This window comes from Agromyces sp. Y575 (assembly GCF_059445445.1).
In genome coordinates, this window is record NZ_JCAIUI010000003.1 from 152,979 (window position 1) to 168,730 (window position 15,752).

Annotated in this window: 16 protein-coding genes; 9 read left to right on the forward strand and 7 right to left on the reverse strand. The window is 71.2% G+C overall.

Annotation, left to right across the window (positions count from 1 at the left end):
* The first annotated feature begins 137 nt into the window (after positions 1-137).
* Positions 138-512: a Gfo/Idh/MocA family oxidoreductase gene (locus tag AC1C2U_RS12830; RefSeq protein WP_495362154.1), complete on the forward strand. Its 375-nt coding sequence runs from the start codon at positions 138-140 to the stop codon at positions 510-512.
* Positions 509-646 (forward strand): hypothetical protein, encoded by a 138-nt coding sequence (locus AC1C2U_RS12835; RefSeq protein ID WP_495362155.1) that lies wholly within the window; start codon positions 509-511, stop codon positions 644-646. The genes AC1C2U_RS12830 and AC1C2U_RS12835 overlap by 4 nt, the downstream gene beginning before the upstream one ends.
* A 147-nt stretch (positions 647-793) precedes the next feature.
* Here AC1C2U_RS12835 and AC1C2U_RS12840 read toward each other — a convergent pair whose 3' ends face one another.
* From AC1C2U_RS12840 to AC1C2U_RS12855, 4 genes are read right to left on the reverse strand one after another with little or no spacing between them, the layout of a single operon-like run.
* Positions 794-2,269 carry an aldehyde dehydrogenase (NADP(+)) gene (locus tag AC1C2U_RS12840; protein ID WP_495362156.1) on the reverse strand — a complete coding sequence of 492 codons (1,476 nt, stop codon included), beginning with the start codon at positions 2,267-2,269 and terminating at the stop codon, positions 794-796.
* Positions 2,266-3,468, reverse strand: a complete 1,203-nt coding sequence (locus AC1C2U_RS12845; RefSeq protein ID WP_495362157.1) for a mandelate racemase/muconate lactonizing enzyme family protein — start codon at positions 3,466-3,468, stop codon at positions 2,266-2,268. The genes AC1C2U_RS12840 and AC1C2U_RS12845 overlap by 4 nt, the downstream gene beginning before the upstream one ends.
* A gap of 5 nt (positions 3,469-3,473) precedes the next feature.
* Entirely contained in the window at positions 3,474-4,415 is a 942-nt protein-coding gene (locus AC1C2U_RS12850) for a 5-dehydro-4-deoxyglucarate dehydratase (RefSeq protein WP_495362158.1), read from the reverse strand.
* Positions 4,412-5,374: an NAD-dependent epimerase/dehydratase family protein gene (locus AC1C2U_RS12855; RefSeq protein WP_495362159.1), complete on the reverse strand. Its 963-nt coding sequence runs from the start codon at positions 5,372-5,374 to the stop codon at positions 4,412-4,414. The genes AC1C2U_RS12850 and AC1C2U_RS12855 overlap by 4 nt, the downstream gene beginning before the upstream one ends.
* Before the next feature lie 163 nt (positions 5,375-5,537).
* Here AC1C2U_RS12855 and AC1C2U_RS12860 point away from each other — a divergent pair, with 163 nt between their 5' ends.
* The 4 genes from AC1C2U_RS12860 to AC1C2U_RS12875 all read left to right on the forward strand — a co-directional run bounded on the left by AC1C2U_RS12860 (position 5,538) and on the right by AC1C2U_RS12875 (position 9,704).
* Positions 5,538-6,548: a LacI family DNA-binding transcriptional regulator gene (locus AC1C2U_RS12860; RefSeq protein WP_495362160.1), complete on the forward strand. Its 1,011-nt coding sequence runs from the start codon at positions 5,538-5,540 to the stop codon at positions 6,546-6,548.
* Positions 6,545-7,630 (forward strand): M24 family metallopeptidase, encoded by a 1,086-nt coding sequence (locus AC1C2U_RS12865; RefSeq protein ID WP_495362161.1) that lies wholly within the window; start codon positions 6,545-6,547, stop codon positions 7,628-7,630. Before AC1C2U_RS12860 ends, AC1C2U_RS12865 begins: the two co-directional genes overlap by 4 nt.
* A 191-nt stretch (positions 7,631-7,821) precedes the next feature.
* Positions 7,822-8,604 (forward strand): ThuA domain-containing protein, encoded by a 783-nt coding sequence (locus AC1C2U_RS12870; protein ID WP_495362162.1) that lies wholly within the window; start codon positions 7,822-7,824, stop codon positions 8,602-8,604.
* Positions 8,601-9,704 (forward strand): glycerate kinase, encoded by a 1,104-nt coding sequence (locus tag AC1C2U_RS12875; protein WP_495362163.1) that lies wholly within the window; start codon positions 8,601-8,603, stop codon positions 9,702-9,704. Before AC1C2U_RS12870 ends, AC1C2U_RS12875 begins: the two co-directional genes overlap by 4 nt.
* Before the next feature lie 15 nt (positions 9,705-9,719).
* On the opposite strand, the gene AC1C2U_RS12880 is transcribed toward AC1C2U_RS12875, so the two are convergent.
* A complete protein-coding gene (locus tag AC1C2U_RS12880; RefSeq protein WP_495362164.1) occupies positions 9,720-10,040 on the reverse strand; it encodes a hypothetical protein in 321 nt (106 codons plus the stop codon).
* Between the two features lie 130 nt (positions 10,041-10,170).
* Here AC1C2U_RS12880 and AC1C2U_RS12885 point away from each other — a divergent pair, with 130 nt between their 5' ends.
* Both AC1C2U_RS12885 and AC1C2U_RS12890 read left to right on the forward strand, forming a co-directional pair.
* On the forward strand, positions 10,171-10,521 hold the full coding sequence (locus AC1C2U_RS12885) for a GntR family transcriptional regulator (RefSeq protein WP_495362165.1): 351 nt from the start codon (positions 10,171-10,173) through the stop codon (positions 10,519-10,521).
* Positions 10,518-11,561 (forward strand): DUF1648 domain-containing protein, encoded by a 1,044-nt coding sequence (locus tag AC1C2U_RS12890; RefSeq protein ID WP_495362166.1) that lies wholly within the window; start codon positions 10,518-10,520, stop codon positions 11,559-11,561. Before AC1C2U_RS12885 ends, AC1C2U_RS12890 begins: the two co-directional genes overlap by 4 nt.
* Positions 11,562-11,687: 126 nt before the next feature.
* Here the strand turns inward: AC1C2U_RS12890 and xylB are convergent, their stop codons facing one another.
* Positions 11,688-13,082, reverse strand: a complete 1,395-nt coding sequence (gene xylB, locus AC1C2U_RS12895; RefSeq protein ID WP_495362167.1) for a xylulokinase — start codon at positions 13,080-13,082, stop codon at positions 11,688-11,690.
* A 226-nt stretch (positions 13,083-13,308) separates the two neighbouring features.
* Positions 13,309-14,499 (reverse strand): xylose isomerase, encoded by a 1,191-nt coding sequence (xylA, locus tag AC1C2U_RS12900; protein WP_495362168.1) that lies wholly within the window; start codon positions 14,497-14,499, stop codon positions 13,309-13,311.
* A gap of 203 nt (positions 14,500-14,702) precedes the next feature.
* On the opposite strand from xylA, the gene AC1C2U_RS12905 reads away from it, so the two are divergent.
* Positions 14,703-15,728 carry a LacI family DNA-binding transcriptional regulator gene (locus AC1C2U_RS12905; RefSeq protein WP_495362169.1) on the forward strand — a complete coding sequence of 342 codons (1,026 nt, stop codon included), beginning with the start codon at positions 14,703-14,705 and terminating at the stop codon, positions 15,726-15,728.
* The last annotated feature ends 24 nt before the right edge of the window (positions 15,729-15,752 follow it).

The following is a 15,752-nucleotide window of genomic DNA, read 5'->3' on the forward strand; positions in this document are numbered from 1 at the left end:
TTGGCCGCATGGTGCGGAGCTGGTAGAAGATGACGCGTCTACGAGATAGCGCTTTCCCACGCGAGCTGGCTTGTAAGTCTGTTTCGATCCGCATCGCCGAGGAAGCGCTTTCTCACCCAACCCAAGTGGAGCGAGCGATGGCACAGGAACGATACGGACTCATCGGCACCGGCAGCCGGGCCGGCATGTACGTCGGAGCCCTCACCGGCACGGTGCTCGGCGCCGAGCACGTGCCCGAGGTCGCCGAGCTCGTCGCATGGAGCGATTCGAACCCGGGCCGACTCGACGTCTACGAGCGCGAGGTCGTGGCGGCGGGGCATCCGACGCCGAAGCGGTACGCGCCCGGCGACCTCGAGCGGATGATCCGCGACGAACGCATCGACCGAGTCATCGTGACCACCCCCGACCTCACGCACGCCGACTACGTGGTGCGGTCGCTGAGGGCCGGCGCCGACGTCGTCGTCGAGAAGCTGCTGACGCGTACCTGCTGCAACACGTCTTCGAGCGAGTGACGGATGACGCTCCGCTCGGTCGGGTCGCCGGCTACGCCGATGGGGTGAGGGCCGTCTCGGTCGGTATCGCCGGCAACCTCTCGCTCGTGACGGGCCAGCCGGTGCTCATCGCCGACCTCGAGCTGGGGGTGTAGGCGAGCGGCGTTGGCGCTGGTCGGTAGCGAGCGCAGCGAGCGTATCGAGACCTGGTGCGGGGTCTCGATACGCGTCCTCCTTCGTCGGGCGCTACTCGACCGGCGTTGCACGTCGGGCGCTACTCGACCGGCGGTGTACGTCGGGCGCTACGAGGCCTGCGGCCCGAGCGTGAGCACGCCGTCGACGCGGCGCGGGATGCCGAGCGGATTCGACTCGCGCAGCTCGGGCGGCAGCGCCGCCTCGGGGGCGTCCTGGTAGGCGACGGGGCGCAGGAAGCGGCGAAGTGCGGTCATTCCGACCGAGGTGTGGATCGACGTCGTCGACGGCCACGGCCCACCGTGCTGCTGTGCCCAGCTCACGGCGACACCGGTCGGCCAGCCAGCGAAGAGCACGCGGCCGGCGATCTCGGTGAGCACGGCGAGGATGTCACCGAGTTCCTCGCCGGGTTCGGCGTGCACGGTCGCAGTGAGGCTGCCGCCGACAGCGCGGATCGCCGCGAGGGCGTCGGTGACGTCGCGGTACTCGACGATGAGCGTCGTCGGGCCGAAGCACTCCGAGAGCAGTGCCGCGGGGTCGGCGAGCACAGCGTCGGTCGTGGTCGCGAGCACGACGGCCGAACCCGTGCCCGGCTGCTGCGCCGGGTTGCCAGCGACGACCGACACGTCGGGGCGGGCGGCGAGCTCGCCGAGCCCGTTGGCGTAGGCAGCGGCGATGCCGTCGGTGAGCATCGGCTGCGCGGCATCCGTCGGCACGAGGCGGCCGACCCGCTCGGCGAATCCGGAGCCGGCGGGCACGAAGACGACGCCCGGGTTCGTGCAGAACTGTCCGGCACCGAGGGTGAAGGATGCCGCGAGGCCCGTCGCGAGTTCGTCGGCCCGTGCCGCGATCGCCGCCGCCGTGATGAGCACGGGGTTCACCGCGCTGAGCTCGCCGTAGAAGGGAATCGGGTCGGGTCGCCCTGACGCGAGATCGAAGAGCACCCGGCCCCCGTGCAGCGATCCGGTGAAGCCCACGGCTCGCACCGCCGGGTGCTGCACGAGGGCGACGCCGGTCTCGCGTCCTTCGACGAGGGCGAAGACACCGTCGGGGGCGCCGGCCGCGGTGAGCGCGTCCGTCACGACCTCGGCGGTGCGGCGCGAGAGGCGCGGATGGGCCGAGTGGCCCTTCACGATGACGGGGCAACCCGCGGCGAGGGCCGAGGCGGTGTCGCCGCCGGCGACCGAGAAGGCGAACGGGAAGTTCGAAGCGCTGAACACCGCGACCGGACCGAGCGGGCGCAGCAGGCGGCGCAGGTCGGGTCGCGGCGGCGTGGTCGTGGCGCTCGGGTGGTCGATCGTCGCCTCGAGGTAGGAGCCCTCGACGATCGCCTCGGCGAAGAGCCGCAGTTGCGCGGTCGTGCGGGCGAGTTCGCCGGTGAGGCGGGGGAGGCCGAGGTGCGACTCGTCGCCGGCGACCGAGATGAGTTCGGCGCCGTTCGCATCGAGTGCGTCGGCCACGGCGGTGAGCCAGGTGGCGCGCTCGGCTGCGGTCGAGGCAACCGTGGTCGAGAACGCCCGTCGGGCGGCGTCGGCCACTGCGTCGAGGCCGGTGGCGGTATCGGGGGCGATGGTGGTGTCGGTCATGATTCCTCCGTGAGGTGAGCGGATGCCGCGGCATCCGCCCGATCGTCGGTGAACCGGATGCCGAGTCCGAGCCCACCTGTCGTGCTCACGCGGTTGCCCTCGATCGCGATCGGCGAGGGCTCGGCAAGAGCGCCCAGCTCGGAGAACGACGCGTCTTCGACGGCTTCGACGAGGTGTTCGCCGGGCAGGGTGAGCGAAAGTTGCGACGAGAGTTCGAGCAGCAGGTGCGGTGCGAGTTCGACTCCGCGTTCGCGGGCGAGTTCGGCAATGGCGAGGAAGGGGGTGATGCCGCCGACTCGCACGATGTTCGGCTGCACGAGGTCGACGGCGCCGGCGTCGATGAACTCGGCGAAGCGGTAGCGGGTGTAGAGGTTCTCGCCGAGTGCGATCGGTACGTCGACGCGCGCGCGGAGGGCGACGTGGCCGGCGAGGTCGTCGGCGCGCAGGGGTTCCTCGATCCACGTGAGGTCGAAGGCCGCGAGCTCGCCGATCGCACGATCGGCGGCGTCGAGGCTCCAGCGCTGATTGGCGTCGATCATGAGCCGCCGATCGGAGCCGATGACCTCGCGCACCGCGGCGATGCGCCGCACGTCGTCGGCGAGGTCTGGGCTGCCGACCTTGACCTTCACGGCGTCGAATCCCGCAGCGACCCAGCGCTCGGCCTGCGCGACGAGTTCGTCGAGGGAGTAGTGCAGGTTCACGCCGCTGCCGTAGACCTCGGCGGTCTCGTGGCGGCGCCCGAGGTGATCGGTGATGCCGGCGCCGGCGCGGCGGGCGGCGAGATCCCACAGGGCGAGGTCGAGCCCCGCCATCGCGATCGTCGTGATGCCGCCACCACCGCCCTCGTGGAGGTCCATCCAGAGCGGCTGCCACAGGGCCTCGGCGTCAGCGGCCCGGCCCACGGCGAATGCCGCGATGTCATGGTCGAGGTGGGCCTGAACTGCGGCGGCGCCGATCGACGGGGTCCACGAGAAGCCATGGCCGAGGTCGCCGGCGGAGTCTTCGACGACGACCTCGATGAGGGAGAGGTCGCGCACGTCGGGCCCCCATGGGCGCCCGAGCGGCACCCGGATGCGCCGGGTCGCGATGCGCCGGATCGTCGTCGTGCCGGCCGGCGCTGCCGCGCCGTCTTCCCTGCCGGTGCGGGCGGCATCGGCGATGCCTGTCGCGCGGTTCGCCGCGGCATCCGTCGCCGTCATGTCACTCACCGCACCGCGGCCGGGCTCAGGCGTTCGGCCAGCGCGAGACCGGAATCGAGGAGCGTGGACAGTCGCGCCTCCTGCGCAGGCGTGGGATCGACGAGCGGCGGCCTCACCGAGCCCACCGCGAGGCCGCGCAGTCGCAACCCGGCCTTCACGAGCGACACCCCGAAGCCGGGCGTCTCGTCACGCAGGCGCACGAGCGGGGCGTAGAACTCGCGCAGGAGCAGGAGCCGCGTCTCCTCATCGCCGTCGGTGTACGCGCGGTAGTGCAGCGCGGCGACTTCGGGGATCATCGCGAACGCCGCAGAGGAGTAGAGCGGGATGCCGATGCCGCGGTAGGCGCCCTGGCTGAGCTCGGCGGTGAGGAGCCCGTTGAAGAACGCCAGCTCGCGGCCGGTCGCCTCGGTGGCGAGCACGATCTCTTGGGCGAGGCCGATGTCGCCGGTGCCGTCTTTGAAGCCGACGACCTTCGGATTCGCGGCGAGCCGGGTGATCGCGTCTGCCGTGTAGTGAGCGGTGCCGCGGTGGTAGACGATGACGGGCAGCTCGGATGCCGCGGCGACGGCTTCGACCCAGGCGATGAGCCCGTCGGTGGTGCCCGAGACGAGGTAGGGCGGCAGGAGGAGCAGGCCGTCGGCGCCGGCTGCGGCAGCGCCGCGGGCGAGTTCGATCGCATGTCCGAGCGGACCGCCGGCGCCGGCGATCACCGGCACCCGGCCGGCGACCGCGGTGACGGTCGTGCGCACGACCTCGATCGCCTCGCTCGCCGAGAGGGCGTGGAACTCGCCGGTGCCGCACGCGGGGAAGACTCCGCCCGGCCCGAAGGGCAGCCGGCTTGTCACGTGTTCGGCGAGCATGCCGTGGTCGACGGTGCCGTCGGCCGAGAAGGGGGTGACGGGGAAGAACAGCACTCCGTCGAAGACGGGCGCGGGTACGGCGGTCATGAAACTCTCGGTTCGGTGAACGGTGTGTGCGGTGTGGCAGGATGTGCCGCAACGGCGGGCGCGGGTGCTGACGCGGGTGCTGGTACTGCGTCGAGTTCGCTGCGCCAGTCGTGCTCGGGCCGCCAGCCGAGCAGCGCCGCGGCCTTGTCGATCGCGAACACCGGGCTCGTGCCGGTCAGTCGGTCGGCCGCTTCGCCGAGGCCGGGGGCGAACTCGCGCCAGAGTTCGGCGACCGGGGTGCGCGCGAGTGCGTCGGCGGCGCCGACGAAGAACCCTTCTCCGTCGACGACCTCGGCGGGCGCGGCGAGCCAGGCGTCGACGAAGGATGCCGCGTCGCGGGCGTCGAGGTAGTTGAAGAGGCTCACCGCTGCGAGTGCGGGGTCATCGAGCCGTTCGACCATGGTGTGGCCCTGCTGGGTGGGCGCACCGGCCCACTCTTCGGGGGAGACGATGTAACAGGGGCGGAAGAAGCCGTACGCGCCGGCGGCGGTTCGCGAGAACATGCGCACGGCCTCTTCGATGACGAGCTTGGAGAGGGCGTAGGCGTTCGCGGGCTCGACCGGGTGCGTCTCGTCGATCGGCACCGCAGACGCCCGCCACGCCGGTGAGCTGTAGCCGATCAGCGTGGGACTGCTCGCGGCGAGCACGCGCCCCACGCCCGTCTCGGCCGCCGCGTCGAGCACGGCGTGCGCCAGCGCCGTGTTGGTCAGCAGTATCTCGGGCTCGGGTGCACTGAACGGCACCGCGATGCCGGCGAGATGCACGAGGGCGTCGGGATGCACCTCGTCGATGAGCGCGAGCGCGGCGGCGCCGTCGAGGAGGTCGACTTCGCGCTCGTCGATGCCCGCGAGGCCGGCCGGTGAGCGGTCGGCGCCGACGACGGTGTGACCGGATGCCGCGAGGCCCGCGCAGAGCGTGCGGCCGAGCCTGCCCGATGATCCGGTGACCAGGATCCGCATCCGTGCTCCTGACGTTTCGAGAAACCGCTTTCTCTGCCAGAGCCTAAGTGAAACCTGATCCGTTGGGCAAGCTGACAGCTACACTGAGGAACCGGTTTCCCGATCTGTTCGACCAGACGCGACCATGAGAGTTCGCCGCACTGCGGCGCGAGAGGAGTGCACGATGGCCGAACGCAGCCGCGCAATCACGATCGCCGACGTCGCGGCGCGCGCCGGCGTCTCGCAGGCGTCGGTGTCCCGTGTGCTGAACGGCAAGCAGTCGGTCGATCCGGTGATCGTGCGCAGCGTGCAGGCCGCCGTCGCCGCGCTCGGATACTCGCCGAGCGTCGCGGCCCGCAGCCTCGTGCACGGGCGCAACGACACCGTGGCGATGGTCGTGCCCGACCTCGAGAACCCGTTGTTCCAGGGCATCCTCAAGGGGCTCAGTCTCGCCGCGGCATCCGATGGCTATCGCGTGCTCGTGGCCGACACCGCCGAGCTCGTCGACGATGAGGAGGCCATCGCCGTCGAGGCGCGGCAGCGATGCGACGCGCTCGTGCTCTGCGCACCGCGCATGCCTGAAGAGCGCCTCCGCCGCCTCGTCGAGCGGGTCGCGCCGGTTGTCGTCGTCAACCGGCACCTGCCCGAGGCCGACGTGCCGATCGTCGGCGTCGACTACGTTCGCGGCATCCGCGACCTCGTCGAGCACCTGAGCGGTCTCGGTCACCGTCGTATCGCGTACGTCAGCGGCCCGACGACGAGCGCCTCGAACGCCGAGCGACTGCGCGGCGTCGAAGAGGCGCTCGCCGCCGACCCGTCGATGCGCATCGACCTGATCCCGGGCGGATCCCGTCCCGAAGACGGCGACGGCGCGGCCGAAGCGGTGCGAGATGCCGCGCGGGGCGGAGTGACCGCGGTCATCGCCTTCAACGACCTCGTCGCCCTCGGCCTCATGGCCCGCTTGCGCGAACTCGGCGTCGACGTGCCGGGCGAGCTCTCGGTGGCAGGCTTCGACGACGTGCCGATGTCGCGATATGCGACGCCCCGGCTGACGAGCATGTCGGTGCCGCGGGGCGAGATCGGCGCGCAGGTGTGGGCGCGACTGCGCACGTTGATCGCCGGTGGCCCGATCGAGCACTCGGTGCTCTATCGGCCGCGACTCGAAGCCCGCGAGAGCACGGGGCCCGTGCGATGAGCGCCGATTCGGCGCCCGGCGCGACGAGCGCCGCAGACCGCCTCGCGAAACGCGCGCGGGTACTTGGCGTACTCGATGAACGCGGAGTCGACGCGATCGTGCTCCGCTCGCACGCGTCGGTCGCGTGGTACCTCGACGGCGCCCGCACCCACGTCTCGCTCGCGGGAGACCCGGTCGCGGCGATCGTCGTCGACCGCGCCGGCGACGAATTGCGGGTGTTCGACAACGAGGCCGATCGACTGCTCGCCGAAGAGCTCGATGGCGCCGACGGATTCGACGTCGTGCGGGTGCCGTGGCATGACTCCCTCGTGCCTGCCGGGCTCGCCGCGATCGACGAGTCCGATGCCACGGCCGAGCTGCGGGCTGCGCGAGCGAGCCTGCTGCCGGGCGAGCTCGCCCGATACCGCGCGCTCTGCCGCGAGGTCGCCGAGGCGATGACGGATGCCGCGAGTGCCGCCGATCCTCGCGACACCGAGTTCGACGTGGCAGCGCGGCTGGCCGCCGACCTCGTTGCCCGCGGCATCGATCCGCTGGTCACGCTCGTCTCCGGACGATCGAGGCTCGGCCACAGGCATCCGTTGCCCACGTCGTGGCCGATCGGCGACCGGGCCATGCTCGTCGTATGCGGCAGGCGGCACGGACTCATCTCGAACGCGACGCGCTGGGTGCGCTGGGGCGAGGCGCCGGCCGAGGAGCGCGACGCCGAACGACGCATCCTCGAGGTCGAGGCGGAATTCTTCGCGGCGACCCGCATCGGCGCCACCATCGGAGCGGCGTTCGAGCTCGGCATCGCCGCCTATGGGCGCCACGGGTTCGACCCCGAGGAGTGGCGCCGTCACCATCAGGGCGGAGCGGCCGGCTACGCGGGCCGTGATCCGCGGGCGACGCCGACCGTGGCGGACCTCGTGCAGGTGCGCCAGCCGTTCGCGTGGAATCCCACCGCTCCAGGGGCGAAGGTCGAAGACACGGTGCTCGTGGGCGAGTCGGGCGTCGAGGTGCTCACGGTCGACCCGCGATGGCCGACGCGGCGGGTGGTCGGCCTCGACCGACCGATCGAGCTCGACCGGGTAGGGTCAGGATAGCGCTTTCCGTGCCACGACTCGTGGTTGCGCCGCGGGCGAGCCGTCGGTGACGGTTGCCGTGGCCGGTGTCGACGCCGTGACGGGGGAGCGGATCGAACAGGTGACGCTCGCGCCGTTCGGCTGGGCTCTGCTGCTGCAGCAAGCGTGACCGGATGCCCCGCGATACGATGCCCGAAACGCGAGGAGGCGCCATGCATGCCGTCATTCTGACCGGGACCGGCCGCTATGCCGACCCGTGGCACGCCTACGCCGAGACGAGTCCGCGGCTTGCCGAGCTCGTCGAATCGGCCGGCTACACGGTGACCACCACCGACGACATCGATGCCGCATTGGCGAGCCTGGGGGTCGACGTCGACCTCATCGTCGTGAACGCCGGCGACCCCGAGGGGCCGAGTCCCGCGGCGACATCCGACACGCCAAGCCTGCCGGACGCACCGGGCACGCTGGCCGCTCCGGCCGCACCGGATGCACCTGACCCACGAGACGCGCGTGACGCACCTGACACCTCCGTGCTTGCTGCGGCGAACGCCGCCCTTGACGCGGCTCTCGACCGAGGCATCGGCCTCCTCGCCGTGCATTCGGCCGCCGCGAGCCTGCGCGACTACCCCGCGTACGAGCATGCGCTCGGCGCGCGCTGGGTGCGAGACCACTCGTGGCATCCGCCGATCGGCGACGCCCTGGTGCACGTCGTCGGCAACCATGCGATCGTCGACGGGCTCGCCGATTTCGAGGTGTTCGACGAGCGGTACACCGACTTCCGGCTCCTCGACGTGATCGAGCCGATCGCCGAGCACGAGCACGAGGGCACGCGGCACGCGCTCGTCTGGGCGCGCGAGATCGGCCGCTCGAGGCTCGTCTACGACGCGCTCGGGCACGACGTGCGCTCCTACGACTCGGTCGGCCACCGCGAGTTGCTCGCGCGCTCGCTCGCCTGGCTCGCCCGAGTGCCGGGCCCGACGGCGAACGTGCCGTGAGCCGCGTCGTCATCGCACCCGACTCCTTCAAGGGCACGGTCAGCGCCGCGGATGCCGCGGCCGCCCTCGCACGCGGCTGGCATGCGGTTCGGGCCGGCGACGAAATCGTGCTGCGACCCATGGCCGATGGCGGCGAAGGCACTCTCGACGCGTTCGAGATCGCCGCGCCGGGTGCGCGGCGAATGCCGATCTCGGTGCGCGGTCCGGTCTCTGCGCCCGTCGAAACGCACTGGCTGCTGCTGCCAGACGGCACCGGAGTCGTCGAGCTCGCCGCGACCTCGGGCATCACGCTGCTCGATCCGCTCGCGCCGCTCGACGCGCACACCGCGGGCTTCGGCGAGGCGATCACCGCAGCGCTCGACCACGGGGCCACTCGCCTGCTGCTCGCGCTCGGCGGCAGCGCCTCCACCGACGGGGGAGTCGGCGCGCTCTCCGTGCTCGGTGCCCACTTCCTCGACGCAGACCGGCGCCCGGTGCGGCTCGGCAATCGCGGTCTCGGCACGATCGCGCGCGTCGACCTCTCGGGTCTGCGGCCGCTGCCAGACGGCGGTGCGATGCTCCTCGGAGATGTCACCAACCCGCTCCTCGGCGAGATGGGCGCCGCAGCGGTGTTCGGACCGCAGAAGGGTGCGGATGCCGCGACGGTCGAGGTGCTCGACGGCAACCTCGCCCGGCTCGCCCGGCTCGTGCCCGGTGTCTCGCCCGATACCGCGGGCGCGGGCGCTGCGGGCGGAGCCGGTTTCGGCCTCCTCGCCTGGGGTGCCGAGATGGGCGGCGGCGCTGCGCGCGTCGCCGACGCCATCGGGCTCGGTCGCGATCTGGCCGGCGCCGCGCTCGTGATCACCGGCGAGGGACGATTCGACGGTCAGTCCGGGGCGGGCAAGGCGCCGAGCGAGGTGGCCCGTCTGGCCGCGGCGGCCGGCGCGCCGGTGGCGCTCGTCGCCGGGGGGATCACGTCCGAGCCGCGATGGTACGCGGCATCCGTTGCCCTGGCGGAACTCGCAGGTGGCGCGCCCGCCGCGATGGCCGACCCGGTCAGGTGGCTTGAAGCCGCCGGCGCAGCACTCGCCGGCCGCGCGGCGGGCGATGCCGTTCGCTGAGCGACGCGCTCCGGGTCAGGTGTGGTGCAGCCCCGGATGAGGCTTGGCGGGTTCGGCGCGCACGAACTTGCCGTGGCGCTCGGCCGGATCGTGCATGTCGGGGTGCTCCTCGGTCGAGGTGTAGTCACCGACGGAAGACTCGTCGTCGGCAACGCCGTCGGTTCGTGTGTACTCGCCGGCTACCGTTCGCTTGTGCGGTGCTTCGCCGTCGACCTCGGTGTAGCTGCCCTCGAGGTCGTCGGTGGGCACGGCCTCGTCGGTGGGCTCGGCCGCATCTGCGGGCGGGTTCGGCTCGGCGGGCAACTGCGGTTCAGCGGGTCGGTTCGATTCGGACATCATCGCTCCCTCGTCGTACGTCGGGCGCCGTCACCGGGGCGACGTCTCACTCCCATGCTAAGCGCCCGGCACGGCGGATCGCGAGTGAATTGGATTGACTTGTTCTAGTCATAACTAGAATACTGGTCGCATGATCATCCGTATCGAGCCGTCATCGCCGGTACCCATCTTCGAGCAACTCGTCAGGTCGTTGCGCTCGGAGATCCTGTCGGGGCGGCTTGTCACCGGTGCTCGGCTGCCGGCGGCACGGGAGCTCGGCAACTCGCTCGACATCAACCTGCACACCGTATTGCACGCCTATCAGGCGCTGCGCGACGAGGGGCTCGTCGAGCTTCGTCGGGGCCGCGGGGCCATCGTCGTCGGATCGCCGGACCTCGATGATGTCACCCGCCTGATCGCCGCGCTCGGAGCGACGATCCGCTCCAACGGCATCGCCCGCGACACGGTGATGGCACTCATGAGAGAGGAACTCGACCGATGAACGACCGACCCGCCGCGAGCCACCGAAGCGACCACGTCGCCCTCTTCGTCGTCGTGATCTGGATACCGGTGGCGATCCTCGCCGCGGGCCTTATCGTGCTCATCGCCTGGCTGCCCCGGCTTCCCGCCGAAGTCGTGATCCACTGGGGCGCCGACGGCATGCCTGACGGATTCGCGCCGCCTTGGGTGCTGCTCGTCATCTACGCGTCGGCGGGCGGCATCATCACCGCAGTGACCTCGTGGTCGGCGTTGAGCTCGATGCGCTCGATCGAGCGAGTGCGGCGATCGACGGATGCCCCGACATCCGGCCTGTCCGACGGCGTGCGCGTGTCGGCGGTGATGGGGGCGGTGGCGGTCACCTTCCTCTCGGTGCTGCTCATCGCCTCGACCGCGCCGCAACTCGATGGCCGCGACATCGTCGCGATACCCGGTGGATTCCTACTGCTCTGGCTCATTGCGCTCGGGCTGTCGCTCGTCGTCGGTGTGCTCGCATGGGTCGTGCTGCCCGGGGCGCCGCGCAGACCGCGGCGTGCACCGACACCTGCTCCGGCGATCGCACTCTCGCCCGGCGATGTGGCGGTCTGGACGGCCACCGTCGCATCGCCGCCCTTGGTGTTCCTGCTCGCGGCGGCGGCGATGCTCGCGGCCCTCGTTCCGCTCATCATCACACCGAATATGTGGGCATGGACGGTGGGCATCCTCCTCGTGCTCGGATTCCTGATGACGACGCTCACGGCTCGGGTCACAGTGGACGCCCGTGGTCTGCGGGTCGCAACGCCGCTGCGCTTTCGGGTGTTGTTCGTGCCGCTCGATGACGTCGTCTCGGCCGCGGCGGTGGAGGTGAGCTCGGCCGAGTTCGGCGGGTGGGGCTTCCGGAGCGATGGCTCGGGGCGTCGCGGGTACATCGCGCGATCGGGCCCTGCCATTCAGGTCGAGCGTGCGCATGGTGCATCCATCGTCGTCACGGTGCCCGATGCGCAGACGGGTGCCGCATTGCTGAACGGGCTCATCGCCGCTCAGCTCAGCGGCCGTCGAGCATGACGGTTTGCTCGCCGCCGGCCTAGGTCACCCGGTAGTCGCCCCGGGACCCGCTCACGACGACCCGCCCCGCGGCATCCCGACTTTGTACGATGTTGGGCAACTCAGGTCGGGTCAGGTCGGGTCAGGTCAGGGGTGGGCGCGGGCGGCGTACTGCTCGCGGATCACGGCCCGGGTGTCGGGCGCGAGTTCCTCGTCGAGGTCGAGCGGCCACGCGGGGCGCTCGCCGGTGAGGGCCCAGCTCGCCTGCCGGGCGGCACCGTCGGCGACGTACTCGCCGGGGGCAGGCACCACGACGGGCACGTCGAAGACCTGCGCGGCGATGCGTCGCACGGCCGGATTCTGCGCCGCACCGCCGATGAGCAGCACGCGGGCGGCCTCGACGCCCTGCCCGCGCACGGCATCGAGTCCGTCGGCCAGGCCGCACAGCAGCCCCTCGATGGCGGCTCGGGCGATCGACGGTCGGTTCGTGTTGGCGAGCGTGAGGCCCGAGAACGAGGCGGTGGCGTCGGGGCGGTTGGGCGTTCGCTCCCCCTCGAAGTACGGCACGAGCACGGCTCCGGATGCCCCGGGCTCCGCCGTGAGCGCGAGGCGGCCGAGCTCGACGTGGTCGACGCCGAGCAAGCCGGCCGTCGCGTCGAGCACGCGGGCGGCGTTGAGTGTCGCGATGAGGGGCAGGCGCCGCCCGGTCGCATCGGCGAAGCCCGCGACCGTGCCCGAGGCGTCGGCGATGGCGGCATCCGTCACGGCGAAGACCGTGCCGCTCGTGCCGATCGAGACGATGACATCTCCGGATGCCGCGGCGAGGCCGAGTGCGGCGGCGGCATTGTCGCCCGCACCCGCCCCGACCACGATGCCGTCGGGCGTGCGACCGGCCGTCTCGTGCGGTTCGAGCACGCGGGGGAGCACGGCGTCGTGACCGAGGGCGCGGATGAGCAGCTCGCGGTCGTAGCCACTCGAGCCCCAGTACGCCGTGCCGCTCGCGTCGGAACGGTCGGTCGTGAGCTCCCCGAGCACCGGTCCGAGCGGCGACTCGCCCGCAAGCCCGTAACCGCGCAGCCGCCAGGTCAGCCAGTCGTGGGGGAGCGCGACCGCAGCGACGCGCGCCGCGGCATCCGGTTCGGCATCGCGCAGCCAGCGCAGCTTCGTCGCCGTGAACGAGGCGACGGGTACGATGCCGGTGCGGCGGGCGTACTCGGCGGCACCGACCTCATCGATCAGGTCACGCGCCGCCTGCGCTGAACGGGTGTCGTTCCACAGCAGCGCGTCGCGGATGACCCGGCCCTCGGCGTCGAGCACGACCATGCCGTGCTGCTGCCCGGCGATCGAGATCGCCTCGACGCCGTCGAGTCCGCCCGCGTCGGCGAAGGCCGAGAGCATGGCTCCCCACCAGGCGGTGGGGTCGACCTCGGTGCCGCCGGGGTGGGGCGCGCGGCCGGAGCGCACGAGGGCTCCGGTCGCGGCATCGCGAATGACGACCTTGCAGGCCTGCGTCGACGAGTCGACCCCCGCGACGAGCGTCATGCGCCCGCCCGGGACGCTGCCCCTGCCCTTGCCCGCTCAACCGCCGCATCCTGCAGCAATTCAGGAGCGCACCGGGCGTGTCGCAGCGACACGCCGGCCCTGACTGGCGCGACACGCCTCCGCTCCTGAATTACTGCAGCGCGGGGTGGGCGGGAGCTGGAGCTGGAGCTGGAGCTGGAGCGGGAGCTCGAGACCTGGTGAGCAACGAGGCTGCGGCCACGCATGGTCAGCGCGCGCCGAGGAGGTGCTCGGTGGCCAGTTGCTGCAGGCGCACGAAGCCGAAACCGTGGCCGCCGAGGTAGGAGTCGGCGTCGAACTCCTCGAAGGCCGAGCGGTCGGCGATGAGGTCGTCGTAGCTCTCGCCGTCGCGCAGGGTGGGCTGTGCGAGCTCGTTCACCTTCGCCGCCTCGAGCGCCTGCTGCACCTCGGGGTCGGCGCGGAATGCCGCCGCCCGCTCCTTGAGGATGAGGTAGTTGGCCATGTTCGCGGCCGCCGAGTCCCAGACGCCGGTCTCGTCTTCGGTGCGCGAGGGCTTGTAGTCGAAGTGGCGCGGGCCGTCGTACGTCGGGCCGCCATCGGGGCCGCCGTTCTCGAGCAGGTCGACGAGGGCGAACGCGTTGTACAGGTCGCCGTGGCCGAACATGAGGTCTTGGTCGTACTTGATGCCTCGCTGGCCGTTGAGGTCGATGTGGAAGAGCTTGCCCTGGTACAGCGCCTGCGCGATGCCGGCCGCGAAGTTGAGGCCCGCCATCTGCTCGTGGCCGACCTCGGGGTTGATGCCAACGAGCTCGGGGCGCTCGAGCGTCTCGATGAACGCGAGCGCGTGGCCGAGCGTCGGCAGCAGGATGTCGCCGCGGGGCTCGTTGGGCTTCGGCTCGATCGCGAACCGGATGTCGTAGCCCTTGTCGGTGACGTAGTCGCCGAGCAGGTTCACGGCCTCGCGGTATCGCTCGAGCGCCTGGCGGATGTCTTTCGCGGCGTCGTACTCGGCGCCTTCGCGCCCGCCCCACATCACGAAGGTCTTCGCACCGAGCTCGGCGGCGAGGTCGATGTTGCGCAGCACCTTGCGCAGCGCGAAGCGGCGCACGTCGCGGTCGTTCGAGGTGAATCCGCCGTCTTTGAAGACGGGGGCGCTGAACAGGTTCGTGGTCACCATCGGCACGATGATGCCGGTGGCCTCGAGGGCGCCCTTCAACCGGTCGATCTGGGTCTGGCGCGCGGCATCCGTCGACCCGAAGGCGAAGAGATCGTCGTCGTGGAAGGTGAGGCCGTAGGCGCCGAGTTCGTCGAGCTTCTCGACGACGTGCACGACATCGAGCGGATGCCGCGTGGGGCCGCCGAACGGGTCGGTGCCGTTGTAGCCGACGGTCCAGAGGCCGAAGGAGAACTTGTCGTCGCGGGTGGGGGCGTTGGACATGGAATTCGCCTTCTCAGCATCGTCGTTGATTTGTTGTGATCATCAACATAACGCTCGCGATGGGCGGATGCAAGCCGGCGGCAACGATTTGTTTCGAAGCGCCACATCACCCGCTTGCTCGCTGACCGCGAACCATCAGGTCGCGGCGCAGGCACCCGCGCGGCACCGTACCGAGGTAGGAGTTTCGTCGATACGATCGAAACATGACTGTGGACTCCGCATCCGATCGCGTGACGCTCTCACACATCGCCGATGAGGCCGGCGTCTCGCTGGCGACGATCTCGAAAGTGCTCAACGGCCGATCGGATGTCTCGCCCGCCACGCGCGAGCGCATCGAGACGCTGCTCGCGACCCGCGGCTACGTGCGACGCGGCGGCGCACGGTCCGAGACGCGCGCCGAACTCATCGAACTCGTCTTCCACGAGCTCGATGACATCTGGTCGATGGAGCTCATCAACGGCGTCGAAACAGTTGCGAAGGAGCGCGGGCTGAGCGTCGTGCTGACCGTCAGCGGCAGCAGGCACGCACCCGACCCCGACTGGATCGAGGGCGTCATGCGCCGCCGCCCCGTCGGCGTCGTGCTGGTCTTCTCCGACCTGGCACCCGAATACCGGGAACGGCTGCGTTCCCGCGCCATCCCGTTCGTCATCGTCGACCCCGCCGGCGACCCCTCGCCCGACGCGCCGTCGGTCGGCTCGGCGAACTGGGCGGGCGGGCTCATGGCGACCCGTCACCTCATCGAACTCGGCCACCGCCGCATCGCCGCGATCACCGGCCCCGACGACATGATGTGTTCGCTCGCCAGGCTCGACGGCTACCGCTCGGCGATGAACTCGGCCGGCCTGCCGATCCGGCCTGACTGGGTCCGTTATGGCGACTTCCACGTGACCGGCGGCTTCGAACGCGCCGGCGAGCTGCTCGACCTCAGCGAGCCGCCCACAGCGATCTTCGCGGGCAGCGACCTGCAGGCCCTCGGCGTGCTCGACGCTGCACGGGCTCGGGGGCTGGCGGTGCCGCATGACCTCTCTATCGTCGGGTACGACGACATTCCGTTGGCCCGATGGGTGACGCCGCGACTCACGACCGTGCACCAGCCATTGCGGCGCATGGGCGAGGAGGCCGCGCGACTCGTCATCCGGCTGAGCGAAGCGCCACAGCAGCAGACTCCCCGCATGGACCTCGCGACGAGCCTCGTCGTGCGCGAGAGCACCGCCCCGCCCGCGGCCTGAGCCGGAGCGCCCAGGCCGCAGACA